This window comes from Streptomyces sp. NBC_01618 (assembly GCF_045209435.1).
GTDB lineage: Bacteria > Actinomycetota > Actinomycetes > Streptomycetales > Streptomycetaceae > Streptomyces.
In genome coordinates, this window is sequence record NZ_CP109297.1 from 7,797,009 (window position 1) to 7,822,633 (window position 25,625).

Sequence of the window (25,625 nt, forward strand, 5' to 3'; positions counted from 1 at the left end):
AATTCAGGACACCTTTCTGGTGAGCGAGCGTACAGGGTGGGACCGTGGGCTGTCCGCGACAGCCGACGGGAAGGGGCTGGTCGGGCATGTGGGGGCGGTGCTGCTGCGCCGACTGGCGGACCGGGTGGGGCTGACGCGAGGGCTCGCCGGGGTGCTTCCCTCCAGCACGAGTGCCGGGTGGCGGGAGCGGGCTGGTGTGCTCGTCCAGCTCGCAGTCGCGATGGTGCTCGGGGCGTGGAGTCTGCTGGAGGCCGAGCAGCTACAGATCCACCACCAGGGCCTGTTCGGCCCTGCGGCCCCGGACTCGACGATGCGCCGCCGGCTGGTCGAACTGGACGACACGACCCTGATGAAGATCGCGAAGGTGCGACGGCGGGTGCGCCGGCACGTGTGGATGCTGCTCCGCCTGCGGCCCGGCGGCTTCCCGTGGCTCACGGTGGCCGGGCGGAGGCTGACGGGCTGGATCGTCGTCGACCTGGACGCCACGGTCATCACGAGCGCGTCCAGGAAGCAAGGGGCCGCTGCCACGTTCAAAGGTACGTGGGGCATCGCCGGCTCCCACCAGATCCAGTTCCTCGACACTCTGCACCGCGACCACGCCGAGGTCGAAGACCGCGTCCGCACCAACAAGGTCATGGCGCCGGCGAACCTGCCCTCGCAGCCGGGCGCTCCCAGAAGGCGCCTGATCTGGGTAAAGCACCAGGTCAGGCGCCTTCTTTCATGCCTTTAGAAGAAGCCCAGCTTCTTCGGCGAGTAGCTCACCAGTAGATTCTTCGTCTGCTGGTAGTGCTCCAGCATCATCTTGTGGTTCTCGCGGCCGATCCCCGACTGCTTGTACCCGCCGAAGGCGGCGTGCGCCGGGTACGCGTGGTAGCAGTTCGTCCAGACCCGGCCGGCCTGGATGGCGCGGCCCGCCCGGTACGCGGTGTTGATGTCGCGGGTCCACACGCCCGCGCCGAGGCCGTACAGGGTGTCGTTCGCCGTGGCGATCGCGTCGTCGAAATCGGAGAAGGACGTGACCGCCACGACCGGGCCGAAGATCTCCTCCTGGAAGACCCGCATCCGGTTGTCGCCCTCGAAGACGGTCGGCTGGACGTAGTAGCCGCCCGCCAGCTCCCCGTCGTACTCGATGCGCTGACCACCCGTGAGGACCTTCGCGCCCTCCTGCTGGCCGATGTCCAGGTACGAAAGGATCTTCTGCAGCTGGTCGTTGGAGGCCTGGGCGCCGATCATCGTGTCCGTGTCCAGCGGGTGCCCCGGCACGATCTTCTCCGTGCGGGCGATGCCCGCCTCCAGGAATTCGCCGTAGTGGCCGCGCTGGATCAGCGCGCGCGACGGACAGGTGCAGACCTCGCCCTGGTTGAGGGCGAACATGGTGAACCCTTCGAGGGCCTTGTCGCGGAAGTCGTCGTCCGCGTTCCACACGTCGTCGAAGAAGATGTTCGGCGACTTGCCGCCGAGCTCCAGCGTCACCGGCTTGATGTTCTCGGAGGCGTACTGCATGATCAGCCGCCCCGTCGTGGTCTCACCGGTGAAGGCGATCTTCGCCACGCGCGGGCTGGAGGCGAGGGGCTTGCCGGCCTCCGCGCCGAAGCCGTTGACGATGTTGACGACGCCGGGCGGCAGGAGGTCGGACACCAGCTTCAGCCATACGTGGATGGAGGCGGGGGTCTGTTCGGCCGGTTTGAGGACCACCGCATTGCCCGCGGCGAGCGCCGGGGCCAGCTTCCACGTCGCCATCAGGATCGGGAAGTTCCACGGGATGATCTGCGCGACGACGCCGAGCGGCTCGTGGAAGTGGTACGCGATCGTGTCGTCGTCGATCTCGCTGAGCGACCCCTCCTGAGCGCGCAGCGCACCGGCGAAGTAGCGGAAGTGGTCGATGGCCAGGGGGATGTCCGCGGCCAGCGTCTCCCGTACCGGCTTGCCGTTGTCCCAGCTCTCGGCGACCGCCAGCTCCTCCAGATGAGCCTCCATCCGGTCGGCGATCCGGTTGAGGACCGAGGCGCGCTCGCCCGCCGCGGTCGCTCCCCACGAGGGGGCCGCGGCGTGTGCCGCGTCCAGCGCCCGTTCGATGTCCTCGGCAGTGCCGCGGGCGACCTCGGTGAAGGGGCGGCCGTTGACGGGACTGGGGTTCTCGAAGTACTGGCCACGGGCGGGCGGGACGTACGAGCCGCCGATCCAGTGGTCGTAGCGGGACTCGTACGAGACGATGGCGCCCTCGGTGCCCGGCGCAGCGTAACGGGTCATCTCTGTGGCCTCCCGGATCCGGTGCCGCCCGCCGTTGGACGGCCCTCGGGCCGAGGATAGCCAGCGGCATGTTGCAACCCCGTTGCACGGGAACACCGCTATCCCTGCTCGGACTCCAGCGTCCGGACTCTGGCGAGCAGTGCCGGGCGCCGCCCCGCGGGGACGGCCGCCGCGAGCGCCCGCCAGACGGGGAGGTCGTCCTCGCCCCAGGGGCTGTATGCCCAGTCGGCCAGCAGGCCCGGGTCACCGCGCGCGATGAGCGCGGCCCGCAGTTGCTCGTCGAGCCGGCGCCGCAGCCGGATGACGGACGGCGCCTGCGAGCCGGGCAGCAGCGGACCCGCGTAGGCGCTGAGCGCCGCCGCCACCGCGCCGGACGCCAGTCTGCGCGCCACGGTGTCGAAGTCGGCGTCGACCGGTGCGGAGAGACGGTAGGGGCGGGAGAGGAGCAGCTCGGGGCCGAGCAGCCGTCGCAGCCGGGAGAGTTCGGCCCGCAGCGTGACCGGGGTCACCGACTCGTCCTCGTACAGCTCGACGAGGAGCTCGTCGCCACCGAGGCCCTCGGGATGGCGGGCCAGGCTCACCAGGAGCTCGCTGTGCCGCCTGCTGAGCCGGATCCTGCGGCCCCCGGCGACGAGCAGCGCCTCGTCCCGGCCCAGCGCACTGAGCCGCACCGTCTCTCCGGCGGGCGCGGGCGCGAGGAGCGCCAGCTGCGACTCGGCGGCGCGGGCCACCGCCTGCACGAACGCCAGGCTGTGCGGATGCGCGAGCCGGTCCCCGCCGGTGATGTCCACGGCGCCCAGCACCCGGCCCGTGTGCGGGTCGTGGAGCGGCGCCGCCGCGCAGGTCCACTGCTGGACCGGCCGCAGGAAGTGCTCGGCGGCGAAGACCTGCACCGGCCGGTCCACGGCGATGGCCGTACCCGGCGCGTTCGTACCGGCCACGGACTCGGCCCAGCGGGCGCCCTCCACGAAATTCATCCGGCCCGCGGCCCGCCGGGTCGTCGCGTGTCCTTCGACCCACAGCAGCCTGCCGAGCGCGTCGCACACCGCGAGAAGGTGTTCGCCGTCCGTCGCGTACGCGCTCATCAGCTCGCGGATCACCGGCATGGCGGGGGCCAGGGGGTGACCGTCCCGGTACGGTCCGAGGTCGTCCGCGCCCAGCTCGACCAGGGCGGCGCCGTCCGGGCTGACCCGGGCCCGTGCCGAGCGCCGCCAGGACTCGCCGACCACCGGACGCACCGGCCGCTCCAGCCATCCGGCGGCGGTGAACACCTCGTGTGCATGCCGGAGTTGGCCGAGCCGTTCACCGGGGTCCGCGTCGGCTGTGAGGGCCACCCAGGGGTCCGTCAACTCACCCTCCCGTCCAGGGGCGTCGTGCCCACCCCATCGTGGCCGCAGCGGACGTACGTGACAACCGTGCTGCGGAGAGTGACCGGACGTGGCCGTGCGGGCCGGTCAGCCGGCCGAGTAGAGATTGACGAGACGGATGTAGCGCACCCAGTCCCAGTTCGGGCCTGGATCGGTGTGGTCGGTGCCGGGGACCTGGGCATGGCCGAGGATGTGCGCACGGTCCTTGGGGATGCCGTAACGGTCACAGACCGACGCGGTCAGGAGCGCCGACTTCTCATACATGGTGGGGGTGAGGTAGGACGGCTGGTCCACCCAGCCCTCGTGCTCGATGCCGACACTGCGCGTGTTGTAGTCCCAGTTGCCCGCGTGCCAGGCGATGTTCTGCTCCCGGACGCACTGGGCGACGTAGCCGTCCGCCGAGCGCACCACGTAGTGCGCGGAGACCCGCTTCGCCGGATTCTGAAAGATCCCGATCGTGTTCGAAAACGTCTCCTGGGTGACATGGATGATCACGTACTGGATCGGATAGGCCGAAGGGCGCTTCGACGCCGTGTAGTTGGACGTGGAGGCGGGCGTCCAATGGGCGAGCGGATAGTCCGTCTCGCCCGCCGCCGTGGCAGCCGCGGCGCGGGCCGAGGCGGGGAGCAGCGCGGCGGCCGCCGTCACGGCGGCGCCCTGAAGAATCCTTCTGCGGTGCATGAACACTCCAATGGGGGGAGGGGGTCAGGGGCTGGGCAGCAGCGACGCGGTCTCCCGCAGATGGCGGTGGAGTCCGCGATGCGGTTCGCCTGCGGGCAGCCATTCCTTGCGGATCTTGGCCACACAGGTGTAGTTGGTGTCGCACACATTGGCCAGCGGCGCCTGGCCGGCCTGGCCGACCAGTTGATAGGCGTCGAGCTCGGACAGGCCGTAGTCACGCGCCAGCCACTGCACCAGGTCCAACTGCGAGATTCGGAAGGCATCTTCGAGCGGACGGGCGGAGCCGGTCGACATCAGATGCGTGTCGGACTCGATGCGCGGCCACGGCGTCGTGACACCCTTCAGCAGCTCGACCAGCACCACCGTGTTCATCGCGCACTCCACGGCGACTCCGCAGGTCTCGCCCTCGCCCTGACGGGCATGCCCATCCCCGAGACTCAGCAGCGCACCCTCGACATTGACGCCCAGATAGCAGGTGACACCCGCCCGCATCTCGGGCGTGTCCATGTTCCCGCCGTGCGCGTCGGGCACCAGCGCGGACCGTACCTCCAGATTGGCCGGCGCCACCCCGACCGTGCCGTGCATCGGATCCATCGGCAGCTCCACCCGGACGTCACTGTCCCGGGCGCTGAACAGACAGGTGCGGCGCGCCCGGTCGAGCTGCCACATCCACACCACTTCGGGCAGCGGGGCCTGCAGTGACGGGGTGGTGTGCGTGGAGGTGAGCGCGCCGAAGAGCGGCACGGCCGTGGAGGCGGCCCAGTCCCTGGCCGGTTCGATGGAGACGAAGTGCACCGCCAAGGTGTCCCCGGGTTCCGCGCCCACCACATGGAAGGGACCGGTCTGCGGGTTGAGGAAGGGGAACTCGCAGACCTCGGAGACCAGGTCCTTCTCCGAGCGCACCCGGCCGGCGAAGCAGTCCTCCGTATACATGTCGAGGAACGTACCCGGCTCGATGCGGGCGACCGGCGCCGCTCCACCGAAGGTCCAGGCGTACTCGCCCTCCTTGGGGCGGACGGTGAGCACACGGGGGTCGTTCATCGCTGCACTGCTCCTGTCCTGGGCTGCCCGGCCTGTTCCGGGACCTTGTCGAGATGGATCCGTCCGGTCTGTGCCACCCGCTCCGGATGCCTGCGCAACAGCACCACCAGCACAACGATCCCGATCAGCATCCAGACACCGACGACCGGACCCGCGTACGAGACCGGCGCACTGAGCTCCGAGACGAATTCGAAGACCGGAATTCCGGTGAAACCGAGCTGCAGCAGCAGTGCGGGGACCAGCGCCTCCACGAACACATAGCCCCACCCGACGAGAAAGCCGATGGTCGGATGCAGGCCCTGCGCGGAGTAGGTGGCGACCGAACCGGCGGCCGGCAGATGGCGGGCCAGCTCCGCGACGCACGACGCGGTGAACAGACAGGCGACCAGCGCCACCACCACGGACAGCGGAAGGCTGTCGCCCGCGAACGCTGCTCCGGACGGAATCGACGCGGCGATGGCGGCGGCGGGCGCCATCGCCGTGATGCTCTGGAAGAGGACCTCGCGCAGCCCGATGGCATCACGTAACAGTCCGTTGCCCGTATCCCCCGGCACCTCGTGACTCCCTCTGTCCGACAACCGGAAGGCGTTGTCCGATGTACGGCCGAGTGTCTCGCGCGCCCTACCGTACGGGCGTCGTGCGGGCGACGGAAGACGGCAGGAGCCGAAATCGGGTGCGTGGGGCGGGAGCGCGCCGGACCACGGACGCGGACAGCCTGGGCGCACGGACCGGGCCGCGGAAGGAGAACGGGTACGAGGGGTCAGCCACCCAGCGGGCGCGGCAGTTTCAGCAGCGTCCCCGACGTCTTGATGCCGCTGTCGACCAGTCGGCCGTTCGCGTCGAACGCCTCGGCACCGTCGGTCATGATGCCGCAGAGCAGCACGCCGCGGTCGTCGTCGACCGTCCGCGGGAGCAGCCCGTTGCTGAACCCGGCCGGCGGAACGTCACCGAGTACGGCGCTCCCGGTGACGCGCGCGGTCCGCTCCGGACGTTCGTGCCGGTCCTTCGCGCCCGTCGCCGTTCCGGCGGCACACACCGTTCCGAGCAGGGCGGGCGGCAGCCCGACGGCAGGAGAACGAAGTCCAACACGCGTGGACATGGGGTCTCCTGAGGCACGATCAGCTCCAATCCGCGTCAGGTTCCGGCCTCACCCGCAACGCGAGGTGACATCGAGTTGAACACCGGGGCGGAACGCGACGACGGGCGGGGCCAGAACGTCCTGACTGGTCGGCCAGGACGTTCTGACCGGCCCCCGCCCGTCAGGGTGTCGTGGCGGCCTCAGTCCTCCGATCCGCTCGAACCTCCCAGCGCCGCCGCCGGATCGTCGTCCGCCGGGCCTGCCGGAACCCAGTGCCCGTTCTCCTTGCGGTAGGGCCACCAGCGCCCGTCCCGCCCGTACCGGAGCTGCACACCGGCTTCCGCGGCGGTCCAGCGATTGCCCGCGGACCGGAGCGGTGGCTGCTCGCCCTCGTCCCACGCCGCCGCGAGCCGGGCCCGGGCCCGGGCCAGCGATTCCGGATCCGGCGTCCACTCCTCGTCGAGCACGGTGAGCGCGGCCGCCCCGCCGTACTGCCAGGCACGCACCGCCGCGTCGAGTCCGGCCCGCGACTGCCCCGATCCGGCGGCCAGCCGCGTCGCGATCCAGGGCTCGGGCCGGGCGTCCGCGAGCAGCCGTACGGCGTCCTGCTGCGGCGTCAACCCGGGCGGGAGCGGCTGCCGTTCATGGCCGGGGGAGAGGGCGTCGGCCAGCATCCGGTGGGCGCGTGCCGCACCGTCCCTCGCCAGCAACTCCAGGACCGCCGGATCGACGCCGGGCTCCGGATCCGTCTCCGTGTCCAGCGACGGCGCCGGGCCCGGTTCCGCGGGCAGCGGCGGGGGAGCAGGCAGCGGAGGCAGGATGTCCCGCGCGGCGAAAGCCTCGTCCGCCCGTACACCCCGGTCCGTCGCCTTCGCGGCCGAGGCGCCGGACCCGTCGGAGGCGACGGCAGGCCCGGCAGGCGCCCGCGCCTCGGCGCGGGCCGCGATGCGCTCCTGGAGCTCGTCCAGGAGCCACCGCTCACCGCGCCCCCGCATGAGCAACAGGACGAACGGATCCTGGTCCAGCAGCCGCGCCACCTGATAACAGAGTGCGGCGGTGTGGGGGCAGTGGTCCCAGGTCTCGCAGGTGCACTCCGGGTCCAGACCGCCGATCCCCGGGAGCAGTTCCACACCGGCCGCCGAGGCGTCCTCCACCAGGTGCGGCGGCATCTCGCGGTCGAGGAGCGCCGCGATGTACCCGGCCCGGTCGGCGGCCATGTCCAGGAACTGTTCCCAGTCCGCCTCGCTCAGCTCCTGGAGGAGCACATCACTGCGGTACGTGGACGAGTCACGGTCCCGGACGACCGCGGTGATCCGGCCGGGCCGCACGGAAACCGCTCCGACCCGGCCCTCGCGGGCGAAACTGCGCCCCTTCTTGAGCTGTGCGCCGTCCAGTGCGGTGTCCTCCAGGGCCTTCAGCCATGCCCGGCCCCACCAGGTCTCCGCGAAGCCGCGGCCGCGTGTGGGCGGCAGCGCGGCGAAGGTACGTTCTTGTACCGGAGCCGGAACGTCACGCCCGGCGGCGGACGCGTACCCGTCACAGTCGTATGCGTCGTTCATCGCGTGCCACCTCGCAGCTCCACCAGATCGGCCAGTTCCGCATCAGTCAGTTCGCTCAGCGCCGCCTCGCCGGATCCGAGCACCGCGTCCGCCAGTCCCTGCTTGCGGGCCAGCATGGCGGCGATCCGGTCCTCGACGGTGCCCTCGGCGATCAGCCGGTGCACCTGCACCGGCTGGGTCTGCCCGATCCGGTACGCGCGGTCGGTGGCCTGCGCCTCCACCGCCGGGTTCCACCACCGGTCGAAGTGCACGACATGGCCTGCCCGGGTGAGGTTCAGTCCGGTGCCGGCCGCTTTCAGGGACAGCAGGAAGACCGGGGCTTCGCCCGCCTGGAAGCGGTTCACCATCGCCTCCCGCTCCGCGACCGGCGTGCCGCCGTGCAGGAACTGCGTGCGCACCCCGCGCGCCGCCAGATGCCGTTCGAGGAGCCGGGCCATCTGCACGTACTGGGTGAAGACGAGGACACTCGCGTCCTCCGCCAGGATCGTGTCGAGCAGTTCGTCCAGCAGCTCCACCTTGCCCGAACGGTCCTCGATCCGGGGCTCCTTCTCCTTGAGGTACTGCGCGGGGTGATTGCAGATCTGCTTCAGGGCAGTCAACAGCTTCATGACGAGGCCGCGGCGGGCGAAGCCGTCTGCGCCGGAGATCGCGGCCAGTGTCTCGCGTACCACCGCCTCGTACAGGCCCGTCTGTTCCGCTGTCAGTGACACCGTCCGGTCGGTCTCGGTCTTCGGCGGCAGTTCGGGCGCGATGCCGGGATCCGACTTGCGCCGGCGCAGCAGGAACGGCCGCACCAGCGCGGCGAGCCGCTCGGCCGCAGCCGGGTCGCCGCCCTCCGCGGTCCGCGCGTAGCGGTTGCGGAAAGTACCGAGCCTGCCCAGCAGACCTGGCGTTGTCCAGTCGAGGATCGCCCACAGCTCCGAGAGGTTGTTCTCCACGGGCGTTCCGGTGAGCGCCACCCGTGCCTGTGCGCCGATCGTCCGCAGCTGCTTGGCCGTTGCCGAGTACGGGTTCTTGACGTGCTGCGCCTCGTCGGCCACCACCATGCCCCAGCGGACGCCGGCGAGCTTCGCCGCGTCGAGCCGCATCGTGCCGTACGTGGTGAGGACGAACTCGCCGTCCGTCAGGTCCGCGAGGCTGCGCGCCCCGCCGTGGAAGCGGCGTACCGGCGTACCGGGCGCGAACTTCTCGATCTCCCGCTGCCAGTTCCCCATGAGCGAGGTCGGGCAGACCACCAGCGTCGGCCCGGCGGCCGATTCGATGTCCTGGCGGTGCAGATGCAGAGCGATCAGTGTGATGGTCTTGCCGAGCCCCATGTCGTCGGCGAGACAGCCGCCGAGGCCGAGCGACGTCATGGTGTGCAGCCAGTTCAGACCACGCAGCTGGTAGTCGCGCAGGGGGGCGGCAAGGGCCGCGGGCTGACCGACCGTCCGTTGCCCGTCCTGTTCCCCGCCGGACTCCGGGTCGGCCACCCGGCGACGCAGCTGCTCCAGCCAGCCGGTGGCCCGGACCTCGACCCGGCGGCCGGCGACCTCGGTGGAACCGGTCAGCACGGCTCCGAGCGCATCGATCGGAGTGACCTTGCGGTCCTGGGTCTCGCGGGCGAGCTGTGCCTCGTCGGGATCGATCAGCACCCACTGGTCGCGCAGCCGCACCACCGGCCTGTTGGCCTCGGCGAGATGGTCGAGCTCGGCGCGGCTGAGCTGCTGGTCGCCCAGGGCGAACGACCAGTTGAACGTCAGCAGCGCGTCGGTGGACAGCAGCGCCGGGGTGTCCGAGCCGGTCCGCGCGAACCCCTCGTGTTCCTGGTCCGCTCCGTCGTCCTGCGGGCCGATGACGGCGCGTGCGGTGAGCTTGCGCGCCAGTTCCCGGGGCCAGTGCACCTGGACCCCGGTCGCGGCGAGTGCCCGCCCGGCGGGGCCGAGGAGTTCGGCGAGCTCTTCGTCGGCGGGGTCGATGGAGTCGGGCACATCGGCCGACAGCAGCGGAGCCAGCGGAGTCCAGGCACGGGCGGCCCGGCGCAGCGCCAACAGGGCGTCCATCCGGACCCGCGGGCCGAAGGCGGCCGCGGCCGGTGCGGAGCCGGCCCAGACCTCGGCGGCATCGGCGACCAGCGCCGGATCGCTGACGCTGTGGATCTGCAGGACGGCGCGGAAGGACGGCCCGGCGCTCCGCTCCTGGTCCTCGTTCCCGTCCTGGTCCGGCGCCGTCAGTCCCGACGCCTCGACCCGCAGCGAGAGCCGGACGCCCGCGTCGTGCCCGGCCGCGACATCGGTGGCCCAGGCCCGTTGACCGGGAAGATGCTGGGGCGCGTCGACGGCGAACGCCGGGCCGCCGGTGGCGAAGGCCGCCGCGGGGGTGCGCGGCAGCCCGTCCGCCACCGCGTCGAGGAACGAGCGCAGCAGCCGCTCGGGTTCGGGCAGCAGCACCGGCTGAGCGGCCCCGTCGAGCGGTACCGCATGGGCCAGGGGCGGCATCGAGGCGGCGAGCGTCCGGATCCGCGACTGATCGTCGGCGGTCAGCGGACCGGCCCGCCAGGCGTCGTGATCGGTGGCCGTCAGCCCGGGCAACAGCAGGCCGCGGGCCGCGAGTTGCAGAGCGAGCAGCGCGGCGGCGCCCCAGAACGCGGCGGCGCCGGAAGCATGCTCCGCGGTCCGTGCGCGCGTGAGTACGGGCAGCGCGTCGCGGACCGGGAGCAGCAGCGCCGGTACGACGTACACCCGCGCGTCGGCGCCGACGACGGTCAACTCCTCGACGGAGCCGGGAGTATCGGGGGGACTGCTACTGTCCGGATACCAGAAAGCCATACGGCCGGTACGGAAGGGATCCGCGGGCAGGAAGACCACGGAGCAGCCGGAGAGCGCGGAGATCTCGGAGAGCGTTGTCGCAGGAAACCTGTGCACAGCGATGCCGAATTCCTCAAATTTGACTAGTTGGGGTCGAGGCGCCGAGGGTACTCCACCACAGCATGCCTCCGTGAGCGGAATCGCCGTGATCCAGCCCACATTCGGATGACCCGGTAACCCTGCCCGACCGCCTGCCGCGCTTCGGGGTGACGCCAGCACCCCCATCGGGGGAGGGGGCTTGCCCCCGGAACTCCGGGGTGCTGGCGCCATGGCTGACGTATCCCTCGTAACCATACGTTTCTACAGGTCAGCGCAGCTTTCCAGAGACCGGAGACCTCATGCCCCAGGCCGTAGCCACCGTCGTGGAAGGCACCCGTGACGGTACGGGAAGTGCTGTAAGTGATGTAGACGCCGGCCGTACCGGAACCGCCCTGAGCCAGGGGAGCGACTTCGCTCCCCTCCTGCGGGTGGTGAAGGGGCAAGGGCTCCTGGAACGGCGCACCGGGTGGTACGCGATGGGCATCGCCACCAACCTGGTCGCACTGGGCGCCGTACTCACCGGCATGTTCCTCCTCGGTAACACGTGGTGGACCCTGCTGCTCGCACTGCCATTGGCGATCTTCTGGTCCCGCACCGCGTTCGCCGGACACGACGCCGGACACGCGCAGATATCCGGTGACCGCAGGGTGAGCCGAGCTATCGGCCTCGTGCACGCCAACCTGCTGCTCGGCATGAACGAGGCATGGTGGAACGACAAGCACGTACGCCACCACGCCAACCCCAACCACATCGACAAGGACCCCGACGTCGGCGTCGGCGCCCTGGTCTGGACCCAGAAGCAGGCGGCCCAGCGAGAAGGCTTCGCCCGCTGGCTCACCCGTAACCAGGCGCGGCTGTTCTTCCCGATGCTGCTCCTCGAAGGCATCGCGCTCAAGATCTCCGGCTTCCAGTATCTGCGGCAGCAGCCCGTCCGCGAACGGGCCCTCTCGGCACTGCTGCTGGTCGCCCATCTCGGCCTGTACGCAACACTGCTGCTCACCGTCCTGTCCCCGGGGAAGGCCGTCGTCTTCGCGCTCGTGCACCACGCGTTGTTCGGGCTCCACCTGGGCATGGCGTTCGCGCCGAACCACAAGGGCATGGAGATGCCCGACCCCGACGGCGACCGCTGGGGCCACCTCCAGCGTCAGGTCCTCACCTCGCGCAACGTACGCGGCGGCATCCTCACCGACTGGTTCCTCGGCGGGCTCAACTACCAGATCGAGCACCACCTTTTCCCGAGCATGCCCCGCCCGCATTTGCGCCTGGCACAGCCGATGGTGCGTGCCCACTGCGAGGCGATCGGCATGCCGTACCTGGAGACCGGACTGATCGAGTCCTACCGGCAGGCACTCCAGCACATGCACGAGGTCGGCGAACCCCTGAGGTGAGGAAGCCGCGGTCGGCAGGAACCGATGGGGACGCACAGGCGTTCTCACAGCAGGAGCGGCTTCCGGGCCGCGAAGGAGGCGTGGACGATGTCGAACAGCGCGAAGATCGCCATCGGGGGAGTAGTCGTGGCAGTCATCCTGATGCCGTTCATCGGATTCTGGCTGTCACTGCTGGTCCTGATCGGAGTTCCGGCGGTCGCCTATCTGCTGCTGGACCCGAGTCAGCGACGCAGGCTCCGCAGGATCACCCGCAAGGAAATAGGCCGCTGAACAACCAACCGAAGACCAGCCGCCGAGAACAAGCCGACAACAAGGGGGACTCCGCTGTGGGCGGGACCGTGACCGCGGTGAGCAGGAACGAAGCATATTCGTTCACCAAGCCGAACCGGAAGAGCATCACCCTGCTTGCCGGCCTCGGCGTGGAGGGAGATGTGCACGCGGGAGTCACGGTCAAGCACCGGTCCCGGGTCGCGCAGGATCCCACCCAGCCGAATCTGCGCCAGGTCCATCTCATCCACGCGGAGCTGTTCGGCGAATTGCGGGCAGCGGGTTTCGAGGTCGCTCCGGGCGATCTCGGGGAGAACATCACGACCAGCGGAGTCGATCTCCTCGCCCTCCCCGTCGGTACTCTGCTGCACCTCGGCGACGAGGCAGTCGTCGAGGTCACCGGCCTGCGCAATCCGTGCCTGCAGATCGACACCTTCCGGGACGGGCTCCTCAAGCAGGTCGTCGGTCGGGACGCCGCGGGCCGGATCGTGCGCAAGGCCGGGATCATGGGCGTCGTCACGGCCGGCGGTGTGGTCCGGCCCGGCGACCCGATCGAGGCCGAGCTGCCCGTCGGACCGCATCGGGCGCTGGAGCGCGTGTAGCCGGAGAGCGCGCGACGCGGGTCAGGGCGGACAAGCCGGCTGTCGGCGGTCGGCTGCCGCTTGACGCCGGGCGCCGGGAGCCTGCTCAGGCCGGCCGTACCGCGATGGCGTCCAGGGCCTTCAACAGGCCGGGCAGTTCCGTGCCGCGCCCGACCGGAAGCACCTCGCCCGGTTCCTCGTCCAGCAGGATGAACGCGATGTCATCGGTCCTGGCGACCAGTGACCAACCGGGGCCGTCGGCGCGCAGCATCCGCGCGTCGCCCGTGGCGAAGGAGGACCGGACGCGGCCCGGGGGCGGCGGGCTGTCCACATAGGCATGGGCCTCCGCGAGGGCCCGGCGTACACCGGGGTGCGCCCTGGAAGGCTTCTTCTCTGCGGGGTTCCGGGCGGTGGAACCGGGCCCGTCGCTCCGGGGCTGGTCCTCGCCCCCGGCCTTGATCCCGACTTCGGTCTCGGCTTCGGGCCCCGCGTCGGGCCCGGCTCCGGATTCGTCTCCGGCACTGCTCTCGCCGACAACTCCGTCCTCGGACTCGACCTCGGCGTCGGCCCTGAGCTCGCCGTCGCCATCATTCCCGGTGTCGGTGTCGGTGTCGGCGTCGGTGTCGGCGTCATCCCGCTCGGCAAGTCCGGTGGGCGTACCGGTGCCGTCGTCGGACGGGCCCCCAGCCGTGGCCGTGCCGCCGCCCGGAGTGGCGAAGGCGGCCTCGTCGTCGAGCTGCTCGCGCCAGGCCGCCCACTGGTGGGCTATCTCGTCCGCGCCCAAGCGCCGCTGGGCCGGACCCCACGACTCCGTGTCCGGAGGTGTCAGCGGCGCCGGATCGGCGCCGTCGGCATCCGGGTCCGGCAACGGATCGTGCGGGGCGGCCAACCCCGGAGCGGCGACCCTCACCGCGAGAGGCCAGCCGGGCAGAGCGCAGACCACCGAACGGTCGTCGGGGGAGAGGTCGTACTCCATTCCGCAGTCCCAGGCCGCGATGGCGACCGCGACCAGCGACACGTCCTCGACGACGACGGTCCACCGCGCACCATCGCCGTCCTGGCCGAGAACCAGTCCGTACCCTTCGGCGTACGGTTCGAGGGTGAGCGCCGCACACGCAGCGGGGTAGTCGTCGCCGAGCACGCTCGGGAACTGTGCCGGTGTCAGCAGCACCGCGGTCAGCACATACAGTGCGTCGTCGTCCGCGACTGCGTAGCTCGTGCCGGTCACGGCACCCTCCTCGTCCGTCATGGTTGTCCGTCGGCGCACCCTAACCAGTCGGTAACCCGCTCGTCGAGGCCCTGACAAGGGGGGACGCGGGCCCCGCGGCCGGGCGGACGGCGCTGCTCAGTCGGTGGGCAGACCGAGCAGCGTACGGGCCACTGTCTGCGGTGACTCGTCGCGCTCGCGGGCCAGCGCGATGACGGCCCGGCAGGCCAGCTCGCTGACACCGAAGGAGAGCGCCTCGGGCGACACCCAGCCGCTCGCCTCGTCGATCCGCGCCTGATCCTCCTCGACGGATGCCGAGACATACGTGGCGGCCGCCTCGAACAGGTTGTGCTGCTTGCGCCGGTCCTGATCGAGCGGGGCTACGGGCCGCTCGCCCTTGCGGTCCGGGGACACAACCTTCCGGAGACTGCCGAATATGCCGATCATGGAGACCGTCCTCCTGGGACCTGTGAATACATGACGTGCGCGAACAGTATCTGGTCGAACATCACCTGCTCGTCCAGCACTTGCTCGTACAACCTACGGTGTTCCCCGCCGACGTAGAGTTGGACCACCGACCGAGGCAAGGGGGCAGCGCGATGAAGCGGTACGACCGGCTGAGGGAGATTCAGCGCCTCGATCCGGAGCGGGACTTCCTCCGAATCTATCGGATCACGGCAACCTACGAATTTCCCTGGGACATCACCCGCGCTCTCGAACTGGCCCTGTACCGCACCTATGCCGTCCCGAGCATCGGACGACTCCTCGCCGAAACAGCCGAACTGACGGGCCGTTCGCAGAAGCGTTACGACGACACGGCACTCCTCCTCGATACGGTCGTCGAGCACGGCTTCGACAGCGCCCAGGGGCGTACGGCCATCCGCCGGATCAATCAGATGCACCGCAGTTACGACATCAGCAACGACGACATGCGGTATGTGCTGTGCACCTTCGTCGTCACCCCGAAGCGGTGGCTCGACAGCTACGGTTGGCGCCGGCTGTCCGACCACGAACTGAGGGCGTGCGCCGTCCACTACCGGACCTTGGGCGCCCGTATGGGCATCAAGGACCTGCCGGAGACGTACGAGGACTTCGAGCGCACCCTCGACAGCTACGAGGCCGAGCACTTCGGCTGGGACGAAGGGGGGCGCCGCGTATCCGATGCCACGCTGGACCTGATGAGCTCCTGGTATCCGCGTCCCTTCGCGCCCGTCGCGCGGAAAGCGGCCCTCGCGCTTCTCGACGATTCCCTGCTGCGGGCGTTCCGGTACGAACGCCCGGGCTCCGTGACCCGTAACCTCGCCCACGGCGCCCTGCGGCTGAGGGCGCGGGCCGTGCGACTGCTGCCGCCGCGTGCCACCCCGCACTACGCCCGGCAGAACCCGGAGATCAAGGGCTACCCGGACGGCTACGAGGTGGCCGGGCTCGGTACGTTCCCCACCCCGGGCATCCGCGGCTGTCCGGCAGCGCACCACGGGCGCCCCGACGCCCCGGTCGAGCAAGGAGCCGAGCAAGGAGCCGAGTGAGCGGTCGAGTCGACGGCCGATCGGTCAGGAAGTGAGCGGGACGGCAGAGCGCTCGACCGTAGTTGCGTCCGTACGGAGAGGGCGAGGAATCGGTCGTCCTCGTCGGTGTACGTATCGAGCCGCCAGCCCGAACGTGCCAGCAGGGGACGGAGGTTGTGCTCGGCGCGCAGATCTTCGTCCGTGATCCGGCGGCCGTGGCGCGCTGCCAGAGCGGCTCGCCCGATGGGGTGGAAGAGGGCCAGTAGTCCTCCCGGCCGGACCACCCGCGCCAATTCCGCCAGGTCCGGCCCGGGGTGGGACAGACGGGAGATCAGCCCGGCCGCGAACACCGCGTCGAGCGACCGCGACCGCAGGGGCAGGCGGGCGACATCGGCGAGGAGGAGAGCTCCGCTCCGGTTCCGCCCTGCCCGTACCGCCGCCTCCAGCATCGCCGCCGTGAGGTCCACGCCCAGGACCGTGCCCCGCGGCCCCACGGCCGCGCGCAGAGCGGGCAGTGCCCGGCCCGTACCGCAGCCGGCGTCGAGCACCGCGTCACCGGGGCCCAGCCCGAGTGCGTCGACGGCGGAGGCGTAGGCGGGCCCGTCGTCGGGGAACCGGGTGTCCCAGCCCGCCGCGCGCGCCGTGAAGAACTCCTGGACGTGTGTGTGGTCATCGGTCATACGGACATGATCGCGCAGTTGCCGAAAGGGCGGAACAGAGCGAAACATCGGGAAATGGGGTGCATGTTCGAGCACCTTGCGATCGTTCGGGAACATCTCTCTGTCATATTTCAGCAGCTTTCGAAATGCGCGCCGGGCGCACGCCCTCATCGCGACTAGCGTCCCCGATCCATGGGACACCTGGACCACGCCACCTTCGGCTGGCTGACACCTGCGCTGTCGTACGCGATGGCATGCATCGGCTCCGCACTCGGACTGAGCTGCACCGTGCGGGCACTCGAGACGACCGGCCGTTCGCGCCGCAACTGGCTGATCACGGCCGCATCCGCCATCGGGTCGGGCATCTGGACGATGCACTTCGTCGCGATGCTCGGTTTCGGTGTGACCGGCACCGACATCCGCTACAACGTGGCGCTGACCTTCCTCAGTCTGCTCGGTGCCATGGTCGTGGTCGGCGGCGGAGTCTTCGCCGTCGGCTACAGCCTCGATCGGACCAGGGCACTGCTGCTCGGCGGGTTCGCCACCGGGCTCGGCGTCGCCAGCATGCATTACCTGGGAATGGCGGCGCTTCGCCTGCACGGCACGATCCACTACGACCCGCTGCGCGTCGCGCTCTCCGTCGCCATCGCTGTCGTGGCCGCGACGGCGGCGCTCTGGGCGGCGCTCAACATCAAGTCCAACCGGGCCGTCGCGCTGGCCTCGCTCGTCATGGGCGCGGCGGTCAGCAGCATGCACTACACCGGAATGCTGGCGGTCTCCGTTCAGGTCACCCCCTCGGGCAGGGACCTTGCCGGGGCCACGACCATGCAGTTCATCTTCCCTCTGGCCGTGGGGCTCGGCTCGTACCTCTTTCTGACCTCGGCGTTCGTCGCGCTCTCCCCGACGGCCCGGGAACGCGCCGCCTACGTCTACGCCGAACGCTCCGCAGGACCGGCCGAAGCGGACTCCACCGAGACCGCACCACGCGGATTCACCGGGCGGGGTCCCGTCTCCCGGCCACGACGCGGAGGTCCGAGCGAGCGCGACACATTGCCCGCCGCTACGCCCTGACATCACGGCGCCCGACACCACCGCACCTCACGCCACCGAGGCTGCCCCCCCCGCCTGACATCACCATGCGTGACAACACCGCGCCCCGGCGCCTGTGCACCCGGCCGACCGGCACCGGCCCCCGGCGCCCGCGACACACCCAGCTCCACACCCGGAACGAGGAGGCCATGCGCCCACCCCGCACGACCCCGGAAACCGGTGCGACGGCCACCACCCGGCCCCCCGCCCCACCGACGCGTGGACGCCGCGCACACGCGGGGCCGCCCGCCGACGAGAGTGCCGAGCACGACGCGCAGCTGCTGCTGACGCACGACCCGTCCGCGCCACGCGGGCGGTGGACGCTGCGTCCCAGGACCGTACGCGCCAAGATCATCTCGCTGCTGATGGTGCCGGTCGTCTCGCTGCTCGCCCTGTGGGGATTCGCCACGGTCACCACCGCCCAGGATGTGGCCCGTCTACGTCAGTTACAACGGGTCGACGGCGAGGTCCGGGCTCCGATATCCACCGCCGTCGCGGCACTCCAGAGCGAGCGCCGGGCGGCCGTGCTGCAGACCGCCGCCCCCAGCAGCGCCCAGGCCGCCGCGCTGGAGCGGCAGGTCAGGCGCACCGACACCGCGCTCACCGCACTGCGCCTGGACAGCGACCACACCATCGCCGACACCGGCAACCTCCCGCCCGCGGTCGCTGACCGGCTCGACCGGTTCCTCGCCCTCACCCACCGACTGCGCACCGACCAGACCGGTGCGGGCGACGAGCGCACCGTCTACGAGCAGTACACCGCGGCCGTCTCCGCGGCCTTCGGCGTCTTTGGCGCCCTCACCGGAATCCAGGACGACGCACTCGGCTCCGACGCCCGCGTCCTGCTCGAACTCGCCCGCGCCGACGAGATGCTGGCCCGCGAGGACACCCTGCTCGCCACGGCCGCCCGCACCGGAACGCTCAGGAACGGCCAACTGCGCCTGTTCACCGATGCAGTGGCCACCCGGAGGACCCTCGCCGAGACCGCGGGTGCGGATCTCCCCGTCACCGAGGGCGCCAGCTGGCAGCGGCTCACCACCGGGGACGCGTACCGGCAGCTCCAGGCCGCCGAGGACAAGGTGCTCGCCGCCCCCGCCGGACGCCAGGCGGCACAGGCGGTACCCGTGACCGACTGGGAACGAGCCGCGGCCCGTGTACGGAGCGAGCTGCGCACCATCGACACCACCGCCGGACAACGTGCCGCCGACCGGGCGAACCCGCTGGCCCGCGGGCTGCTCAGCCCTTCCGGAGCCGCAGTTCTCTTCGGCTGCGCCGCCGTGGCGGCGTCACTGGTGATCTCCGTACGCATCGGCCGCGCGCTCGTCGTCGAACTGGTCAGCCTCCGCAACAGCGCCCTGGAGATCGCCCGACGCAAACTGCCCCGCGCCATGCGACGGCTACGGTCGGGCGAGGAACTCGACATCGCGGCCGAGGCCCCGCAGGGCCCGGCCAGCCACGACGAGATCGGCCAGGTCGGCGAGGCGCTCGGCACCGTGCACCGGGCAGCCCTCAGCGCCGCCGTCGAGCGGGCCGAACTCGCCGACGGCATCTCCGGAGTCTTCGTCAACCTTGCCCGCCGCAGCCAGGTACTGGTCCACCGTCAGCTGAACCTCCTCGACAGCATGGAGCGCCGGGCCGACGACCCGGACGAGCTGAGCGACCTCTTCCGGCTCGACCACCTCACCACCCGGATGCGACGGCACGCCGAGAGCCTCATCATCCTCTCCGGTGCGGCGCCGGGACGGGCCTGGCGGATGCCCGTACCGCTGACGAACGTCGTACGCGCCGCCGTCTCCGAGATCGAGGACTACGCGCGGGTGGAGGTACGGCAACTGCCCGACGCCGCGGTGAAGGGCACCGCCGTCGCCGACCTCACCCACCTGCTCGCCGAACTCATCGAGAACGCCGCACAGTTCTCACCGCCCCACACCAAAGTGCGCGTCAGCGGCGAGCCCGTGGGCAACGGCTACGCACTGGAGATCGAGGACCGCGGCCTGGGCATGGGCAACGAACTCCTCGGCGAGGCGAACCGGCGCATCGAACAGGCGGAGGCGCTCGACCTCTTCGACAGCGACCGGCTCGGCCTCTTCGTCGTCAGCCGGCTCGCCGTACGGCACCACATCAAGGTCCGGCTGAGCACCTCCGCGTACGGCGGAACGACCGCCGTCGTTCTGCTCCCCACGTCACTGCTGCAGAGCGCACTCCCGGCGGCCGAGGAGCCGGCCGTACCGGGGAACGCCTCGGTCGAGCGCCGGGACGACCGGGACCGCCCGCCCCTCGGACCCGGACCCGGTCCTCGCGCGGTGCGACCGCGGACCACCGCTTTTCCCGCGCCGGTACCCGTACCCGCCCTCGAATCCCGTACGGAGCCGGCTGCCGCCGTCACCTCGCTTCGCGGGCGTACGGGCAGCACGGCGGAGAGCGGGGCCGGAGCCCGGGCGGAAGCACAGTCCGACGGCGGCACCCTGCCGCGCCGGGTGCGCCAGACCAACCTCGTTCCACAACTCCGCGAGGAGCCCCGCCCCGACGAACCGCCGCGCGGCGCCCCGGACGACAACGGCGGTTCCCCGGAGCGTACCCCCGAGCAGGCCCGGGACCGCATGACCGCCTACCGCAACGGCTGGGTGCGCGGCGGCGGCGCCACCCCCGGCACTTCCGGTTCCCGCCCCGGCACCACGACCCCCGGCATCACCGACCCCCGTCCACGCAGCGAAGGAGACCACACATGATTGCGAACGAGAGGACCGGGGGACGCCACACCTCGGGTGAACTCGACTGGCTGCTGGACGATCTGGTGGCACGGGTCGGCGAAGTCCGCCACGCCGTCGTGCTCTCCGGCGACGGCCTCGCGGTGGGCGCCTCCAGCGCTCTCAGCCGCGAGGACGCCGAGCATCTCGCCGCGGTGGCCTCCGGATTTCACAGCCTGGCCAAGGGCGCGGGGCGCCATTTCCGCGCCGGGAACGTACGCCAGACCATGATCGAGATGGACGAGGGCTTCCTGTTCGTCGCCGCGGCGGGCGACGGATCGTGTCTCGCGGTACTCAGCACGGCCTTCGCCGACATCGGACTGGTCGCATACGAGATGGCCCGGCTCGTCAAACGCGTCGGAGAGCACCTGCGCACCCCGCCGCGGCTCGCCGCGCCTTCGTCGCCCGTCGGCTGAGCGGGCGGAGACGGCCGTGTCCATGACCGACGGGGGTCCGGGGGGCACCCCGCTGCCCCCGGCCCCGTACGCACGCACCGGCAGCCAGTGGTACGACGCCGAAGCCGGCCCGCTGGTCCGCCCGTACGCGGTGACGGGCGGCCGGACCGAACCCGGCCCGGCCGGCGCGCGGTTCGACCTGATCGCACTCGTCACCCTCGACGACAACGCGCCGGACGGCTCCGAGGAATCCCTGCTCGGCCCGGAACACCGGGCCATGCTCACGCTCTGCCGGTCGGAAACCCAGTCTGTCGCGGAACTCTCCGCCGACGCCGACCTTCCCGTCGGAGTCGTACGCGTACTCCTCGGCGACCTGCTCGAAGCCGGCTATGTGCGGGTCAGTCGCCCCGTACCGCCCGCGCAACTGCCGGACGAACACATCCTCCGGGAGGTGATCAACGGCCTGCGGGCCCTGTAGGGGCACGACTGCGATACGACCGGTCCCTCGGCGCACGCAGCACACGGGCCGCCCTCCTCGACCCGGCGGAGGGAGGGGAGAGCGGACCGTGCTCAACGTCCGTACGCTTCCTCCGGGTCAGACATTGACGCCGTAGTCGGATGCGATACCGGCCAGGCCCGAGGCGTAACCCTGGCCGACCGCACGGAACTTCCACTCCGCACCGTGCCGGTACAGCTCGCCGAAGACCATGGCGGTCTCGGTCGAGGCGTCCTCGCTGAGGTCGTAGCGGGCCAGCTCGACGCCGTTCGCCCGGTTCACCACGCGGATGAACGCGTTGCGGACCTGGCCGAAGCTCTGTCCACGGCTCTGCGCGTCATGGATGGAGACCGGAAAAACTATCTTGGCGACATCGGCCGGGACAGCAGCCAGATCGACATTGATGGACTCGTCGTCCCCGTCGCCCTCACCGGTCAGGTTGTCACCGGTGTGCTGGACCGAACCGTCCGGGCTCGTCAGGTTGTTGTAGAACACGAAGTGCAGGTCGGAGAGGACCTTGCCGGCGTCCGAGCACAGCAGCGCACTCGCGTCCAGGTCGTGATCCGCACCCGTCGTCGTCCGTACGTCCCAGCCCAGGCCGACCGTCACTGCGGTCAGGCCGGGCGCTTCCTTCGACAAGGAGACGTTGCCGCCCTTGGCCAGGGTCACACCCATGAACTTCCTCCATTGATCCAGTGGTCCAGCGATTCGATGCTGCGGTGATCAGCGCCTCTTGCGCTGTCACCCGGGTCAACGACGGTGTCGCGCCCGCGGTTCCCTTGCTTGCGCAATCCCTGAAGTAACAAGCTGTGAGGATGTTCTGCATCGGCGAGCAGGGGTCTCACGCGTGCGGCTCGGTCCCAGGGCTCGCATCGGTCTCCTTCATGGCTTTCGTCTCACTCTTCAGGATCCGCATGGATTTGCCCAGGGCGCGGGCCGTGTCCGGCAGCTTTTTCGATCCGAACAGCACGATCACCACGATCGCCACGATCAACAGGTGCCAGGGTTCGAGGCCGTTGCGCAACATGTACGTCCTGCCCTTCCTTTCGGTATTTCGGCCGGTGTTCTCGCGCCGCGTCCGCGGGCCGTACTCCGGCCCGGCTGCGGGCAGGTCAGGTGACACACCCGCACAGCAATACTTGCCTCATTGCGCAACTGTACAACCATGAATGGCGGGAGTGCGCCTTCCCCTCCCGACGACGACCCGTCTTCGGACGGTCCGTACGCTGACCACCCGCCAGAAACGCCACCGCGGCGCTCAGAGCGGCGCCTGGACCATCCGAAGCCGGAGCGTGGGGTAACGGGGAGCTGCGAAGCCGTACGACGCGTACAGAGCGGCGCCGTCCGCCGTCGCGTTCAGATCGACCACCGTGACGTGGGCCTCGGCACGGAGCCAGGTGAGCAGGGCATCGAGGCAGACACGGGCGTGCCCGCGGCGGCGACGGCGGGGATCGGTGCTGACGTTGGAGACATGCCCGTGCAGTCCGCTCGGATTCGCCGGACTGGGGGCATGCGCATCGCACGTCCCGACCGCACTGGCGACGGTGCCGAGCTCGGGATCGTCGACCAGGAACGCGGCGAACGCGGCGGGATGATGCAGCCGCTCGGTGAACCACTGCGCCGAGGCCGCCCGCCCCGGGGCGTCCGCACCGCCCGTCTCCATCCCCATGTCGGCCAGCATCAGCCCCCGCAACCGCACCAGCGCGGGCACATCGTCGAACGTGGCGCGGCGAGCACGCACCACGTGCCCGCCGTCGATGCCCGTACCGGAGCCGGTGGCCGGGTGGCCGACACGCGAGGTGGTCATGAGTACCTCCACTTCCGTTCGTAGCAGGCACGGGCAGCCCACAGCCCGTATGCGTACAGGGCCAGGACCGTGGCGAGCAACAGGTAATAGAGCGGCGGCAGTGCGCTCATGCCGAGCAACGGGCCCAGCGGGGTGAGCGGCAGCAGCAGTCCGACCACGGCAAGACCCGACGCGGCCGCGCGCAGCGGACCACCGCTGCGGTCCTCGGCGGTGCGACGGCCGGTACGCAGCAACAGCATCACCAGGGCCTGGGTGAGGAGGTTCTCGGTGAACCATCCGGAGTGGAAGGCCTGCTGCCCGCCAGATGTCGCCGAGCCGTGCAACGCGAAGGCCAGCACGGCGAACGTCGCCAGGTCGGCGGTGGCGTTCAGCAGACCGAAACCCGTGATGAAGCGGAGGAAGTCGCGCGGACGCAGCACCGTGGGCCGCCGAAGTACCGAGGGTGCGGGCCGGTCGAACGCGAAGGCGAGCTGTGCCACGTCGAAGCACAGGTTCTGCACCAGGACCTGCGCCGGAAGCATCGGCAGGAACGGCAGCATCAGCCCTGCGGCAAGCATCGCGATGACGTTGCCGAGGTTCGACGAGAGCGTGATGCGCAGATACGTGGCGATGTTCCCGCTGGAGTGCCGGCCCGCCGTGATCGCGTGATCGATGGCCACGAGATCCTTTTCCGCGAGCACCACATCGGCGGTCTCGCGCGCCACGTCGACCGCGTTGCGCGGGCAGATGCCGACATCGGCCGCGTGCATCGCGGGCAGATCGTTGACGCCGTCGCCGAGGAATCCGGTGGTGTGCCCGAAGCCGCGCAGCGCGGAGACGATCCGGGCCTTGTGCTCGGGCGTGCAGCGGGCGAAGACCGTGGCCCGGTCTGCGGCCTGCGCGAGTTGCCCGTCCGACAGTGCGTCGATCCGTTCCGCGGAGACGACCTCGCCCGGGTCGAGGCCCAGATCCCGGCAGGCGCGGGCGACGGTCCCCGGATCGTCGCCGCTCAGGACCTTCACGGCGATGCCCCGGTGCCCCAGCACGGCCAGCGCTTCTGCGGCGCTCGGGGTGAGCGCGTCCCGCAGAGTGACGAAGCCGAGGAAGGCCAGCCCCCGTTCGTCGGCCGTCGTGTACGGACCGAGCCGGGCGGGCCTTTCGGTCACGGCCACCGCGAGCAGCCGCAGACCGTTCCCGGCCTCGCGCGCGGCCAGGGCCTTCAGCCGGTCCCGTTCGGCATCGTCCAGGGTGCACCGGTCGATTACCGCTTCCACCGCCCCCTTCGTCACGAGGGTGTGCGCACCGAGGCTGCCGGGGCTGCGGACGACCGCGGTGGCGAGGCGCCGCACCGGATCGAACGGCAGCGCGGCCACACCGTCGTACGCGGACAGTGCCTCCTCCTGGTCTTCGGCCGCGTCCAGAACCGCCTCGTCCAGTGCGTCGGGGGCAGGCAGATCGGCGAGCTGCAGCGTCCACAGGGCGTTGACCCCGGCCCAGTGCAGCACCTCGGGATCGGACCTGTCCGCTCCGTTCAGCGAGCGTTCGACGACCGGCCGGTCCTGGGTGAGCGTTCCGGTCTTGTCCAGACACAGCACATCGATCGCCCCGAGATCGTGCAGTGCGGGCAGCCGCTTGACGATCACACCACGGTTTCGGGCGAGCAGCGAAGCGCCCCTGGCGAGCGCCGTCGTGACGATCACCGGCAGCATCTCCGGAGTCAGCCCGACGGCCACCGCGACGGCGAACGGCAGCGTCTCCAGACCGCGGCCGCGCAGCGCCGCGTTGGCCATCAGCACCAGCGGCGGGGTGAGCAGCATGAACCGGATCAGCGTCCACGAGATGCCCTGCACCGAACGGTCGAAGGCGCTCGTGCCGCGGCGGCGAGCGGAACCGTCGTACGCGGCGGCGAACCGGGTGTCGGCCCCCGTGGCCGTCACCACCGCCGTACCACTGCCGGAGGCCACGCTGCTGCCCTGGAAACACAGCTCGGGTCGTCCGAACGGCCCGGCCCCGCCGGCGGGCCCCGCGTCGGCCGGGAGGTATGCCTCCGGCGCGTCGACGGGTTGTTTGGAGACGGGGGCCGACTCACCGGTGAGGGCCGACTGATGCACGGTCAGGCCGCTCGCGCGCAGCAGCCGCACATCGGCGGGTACGAGATCCCCCGGGCCGAGCCTGATCACATCGCCCGGCACCAGCTCCCCGACCGGCAGTTCACGCGGCTCCGGCACGTCGTCCGGGCCGGTCCGGCGCAGCACAGTCGCGGTGGTCGCCACCAGCTCCCGCAGGGCAGCCGTCGAACGGTCGGCCCGATGCTCCTCCGCGGAACGCAGCAGACAGCTGACGACCACGAGCACCAGGGTCACCGACGCCGTGCCCCACGAGGCCACCGCTGCCGAGACCAGGCCCAGACAGAGGAGCACCGAGGTGAACGGATCCCGCAGGCTGCGAAGGAAACGGCGGGGCCAGGAGACCGGACGCCAGGCCGGCAGGGTGTTTTCGCCGAACCGCTCCAGCCGTTCCTCCGCCTGCCCCTCCAGCAGCCCTCGCGGCCCGCTGTCCAGCGAGCGGAGCACCTGCAAGGAGGTCGGTGCGGCGCTCCGCGACATGGGTGGCGCGATATCGGCGGAGGCGCTCCGGGAAGCCG

General features: G+C 70.8%; 23 protein-coding genes and 1 pseudogene. 9 read left to right on the forward strand and 15 right to left on the reverse strand.

The genetic code is table 11. The annotated features are described in order from the left end of the window. Nucleotides 1-19 precede the first annotated feature (19 nt). The gene (locus tag OH735_RS36345) at nt 20-730 is read left to right on the forward strand and encodes a hypothetical protein (protein WP_406385992.1); all 711 of its coding nucleotides are present in this window, start codon (nt 20-22) and stop codon (nt 728-730) included. On the opposite strand, the gene OH735_RS36350 is transcribed toward OH735_RS36345, so the two are convergent. From OH735_RS36350 to OH735_RS36385, 8 genes are all read right to left on the reverse strand, one after another. Beyond that, nucleotides 727-2,250, reverse strand: coding sequence for an aldehyde dehydrogenase family protein (locus tag OH735_RS36350; protein ID WP_406385994.1), 1,524 nt, complete (start codon nt 2,248-2,250; stop codon nt 727-729). The genes OH735_RS36345 and OH735_RS36350 overlap by 4 nt on opposite strands. A 98-nt stretch (nt 2,251-2,348) precedes the next feature. Then, nucleotides 2,349-3,599 carry a GAF domain-containing protein gene (locus OH735_RS36355; RefSeq protein ID WP_406385996.1) on the reverse strand — a complete coding sequence of 417 codons (1,251 nt, stop codon included), beginning with the start codon at nt 3,597-3,599 and terminating at the stop codon, nt 2,349-2,351. Between the two features lie 105 nt (nt 3,600-3,704). Further along, entirely contained in the window at nt 3,705-4,298 is a 594-nt protein-coding gene (locus OH735_RS36360; RefSeq protein WP_406385998.1) for an N-acetylmuramoyl-L-alanine amidase, read from the reverse strand. Between the two features lie 24 nt (nt 4,299-4,322). Further along, nucleotides 4,323-5,339, reverse strand: coding sequence for an acetamidase/formamidase family protein (locus OH735_RS36365; RefSeq protein WP_406386000.1), 1,017 nt, complete (start codon nt 5,337-5,339; stop codon nt 4,323-4,325). Next, nucleotides 5,336-5,893, reverse strand: a complete 558-nt coding sequence (locus OH735_RS36370) for a hypothetical protein (RefSeq protein WP_406386001.1) — start codon at nt 5,891-5,893, stop codon at nt 5,336-5,338. Before OH735_RS36370 ends, OH735_RS36365 begins: the two co-directional genes overlap by 4 nt. A 206-nt stretch (nt 5,894-6,099) precedes the next feature. Beyond that, on the reverse strand, nt 6,100-6,438 hold the full coding sequence (locus OH735_RS36375) for a hypothetical protein (RefSeq protein ID WP_406386002.1): 339 nt from the start codon (nt 6,436-6,438) through the stop codon (nt 6,100-6,102). 179 nt (nt 6,439-6,617) lie between these two features. Then, complete coding sequence (locus tag OH735_RS36380) at nt 6,618-7,976, reverse strand: SWF or SNF family helicase (protein WP_406386004.1); 1,359 nt, start codon at nt 7,974-7,976, stop codon at nt 6,618-6,620. Continuing rightward, on the reverse strand, nt 7,973-10,879 hold the full coding sequence (locus OH735_RS36385) for a DEAD/DEAH box helicase (protein WP_406386005.1): 2,907 nt from the start codon (nt 10,877-10,879) through the stop codon (nt 7,973-7,975). The genes OH735_RS36380 and OH735_RS36385 overlap by 4 nt, the downstream gene beginning before the upstream one ends. 281 nt (nt 10,880-11,160) lie before the next feature. Between OH735_RS36385 and OH735_RS36390 the strand changes: the two genes are divergently transcribed. From OH735_RS36390 to OH735_RS36400, 3 genes are all read left to right on the forward strand, one after another. Next, entirely contained in the window at nt 11,161-12,249 is a 1,089-nt protein-coding gene (locus OH735_RS36390) for a fatty acid desaturase family protein (protein WP_406386007.1), read from the forward strand. Nucleotides 12,250-12,375: 126 nt separating this feature from the next. Continuing rightward, a complete protein-coding gene (locus tag OH735_RS36395; protein ID WP_406386987.1) occupies nt 12,376-12,519 on the forward strand; it encodes a hypothetical protein in 144 nt (47 codons plus the stop codon). Nucleotides 12,520-12,587: 68 nt separating this feature from the next. Continuing rightward, nucleotides 12,588-13,118 (forward strand): MOSC domain-containing protein, encoded by a 531-nt coding sequence (locus OH735_RS36400; protein WP_406386892.1) that lies wholly within the window; start codon nt 12,588-12,590, stop codon nt 13,116-13,118. A gap of 85 nt (nt 13,119-13,203) precedes the next feature. Here OH735_RS36400 and OH735_RS36405 read toward each other — a convergent pair whose 3' ends face one another. Together OH735_RS36405 and OH735_RS36410 are read right to left on the reverse strand one after the other, a co-directional pair. Next, the gene (locus tag OH735_RS36405; protein WP_406386008.1) at nt 13,204-14,346 is read right to left on the reverse strand and encodes a hypothetical protein; all 1,143 of its coding nucleotides are present in this window, start codon (nt 14,344-14,346) and stop codon (nt 13,204-13,206) included. A gap of 96 nt (nt 14,347-14,442) precedes the next feature. Next, on the reverse strand, nt 14,443-14,751 hold the full coding sequence (locus OH735_RS36410) for a hypothetical protein (RefSeq protein ID WP_406386010.1): 309 nt from the start codon (nt 14,749-14,751) through the stop codon (nt 14,443-14,445). A 152-nt stretch (nt 14,752-14,903) separates the two neighbouring features. Between OH735_RS36410 and OH735_RS36415 the strand changes: the two genes are divergently transcribed. Next, entirely contained in the window at nt 14,904-15,830 is a 927-nt protein-coding gene (locus tag OH735_RS36415; protein WP_406386012.1) for an oxygenase MpaB family protein, read from the forward strand. 68 nt (nt 15,831-15,898) lie between these two features. Here OH735_RS36415 and OH735_RS36420 read toward each other — a convergent pair. Then, nucleotides 15,899-16,489, reverse strand: a pseudogene (locus OH735_RS36420) (class I SAM-dependent methyltransferase); the annotation flags it as partial. 171 nt (nt 16,490-16,660) lie between these two features. Between OH735_RS36420 and OH735_RS36425 the strand changes: the two are divergent. The 4 genes from OH735_RS36425 to OH735_RS36440 all read left to right on the forward strand — a co-directional run bounded on the left by OH735_RS36425 (nt 16,661) and on the right by OH735_RS36440 (nt 21,177). After that, nucleotides 16,661-17,539, forward strand: a complete 879-nt coding sequence (locus OH735_RS36425) for an MHYT domain-containing protein (protein WP_406386014.1) — start codon at nt 16,661-16,663, stop codon at nt 17,537-17,539. Nucleotides 17,540-17,706: 167 nt separating this feature from the next. Then, a complete protein-coding gene (locus OH735_RS36430; protein WP_406386893.1) occupies nt 17,707-20,286 on the forward strand; it encodes a nitrate- and nitrite sensing domain-containing protein in 2,580 nt (859 codons plus the stop codon). Beyond that, nucleotides 20,283-20,720, forward strand: a complete 438-nt coding sequence (locus tag OH735_RS36435; RefSeq protein ID WP_406386015.1) for a roadblock/LC7 domain-containing protein — start codon at nt 20,283-20,285, stop codon at nt 20,718-20,720. Before OH735_RS36430 ends, OH735_RS36435 begins: the two co-directional genes overlap by 4 nt. A 22-nt stretch (nt 20,721-20,742) precedes the next feature. Further along, nucleotides 20,743-21,177: a DUF742 domain-containing protein gene (locus OH735_RS36440; protein ID WP_406386894.1), complete on the forward strand. Its 435-nt coding sequence runs from the start codon at nt 20,743-20,745 to the stop codon at nt 21,175-21,177. Nucleotides 21,178-21,294: 117 nt separating this feature from the next. On the opposite strand, the gene OH735_RS36445 is transcribed toward OH735_RS36440, so the two are convergent. From OH735_RS36445 to mgtA, 4 genes are all read right to left on the reverse strand, one after another. Further along, complete coding sequence (locus OH735_RS36445; RefSeq protein WP_406386017.1) at nt 21,295-21,870, reverse strand: TerD family protein; 576 nt, start codon at nt 21,868-21,870, stop codon at nt 21,295-21,297. Nucleotides 21,871-22,036: 166 nt separating this feature from the next. After that, nucleotides 22,037-22,222 (reverse strand): Sec-independent protein translocase subunit TatA, encoded by a 186-nt coding sequence (tatA, locus tag OH735_RS36450; protein ID WP_406386019.1) that lies wholly within the window; start codon nt 22,220-22,222, stop codon nt 22,037-22,039. A 231-nt stretch (nt 22,223-22,453) separates the two neighbouring features. Then, nucleotides 22,454-23,002 carry a GNAT family N-acetyltransferase gene (locus tag OH735_RS36455; protein WP_406386021.1) on the reverse strand — a complete coding sequence of 183 codons (549 nt, stop codon included), beginning with the start codon at nt 23,000-23,002 and terminating at the stop codon, nt 22,454-22,456. Beyond that, nucleotides 22,999-25,587 carry a magnesium-translocating P-type ATPase gene (gene mgtA / locus OH735_RS36460; protein ID WP_406386023.1) on the reverse strand — a complete coding sequence of 863 codons (2,589 nt, stop codon included), beginning with the start codon at nt 25,585-25,587 and terminating at the stop codon, nt 22,999-23,001. The genes OH735_RS36455 and mgtA overlap by 4 nt, the downstream gene beginning before the upstream one ends. Nucleotides 25,588-25,625: the final 38 nt, after the last annotated feature.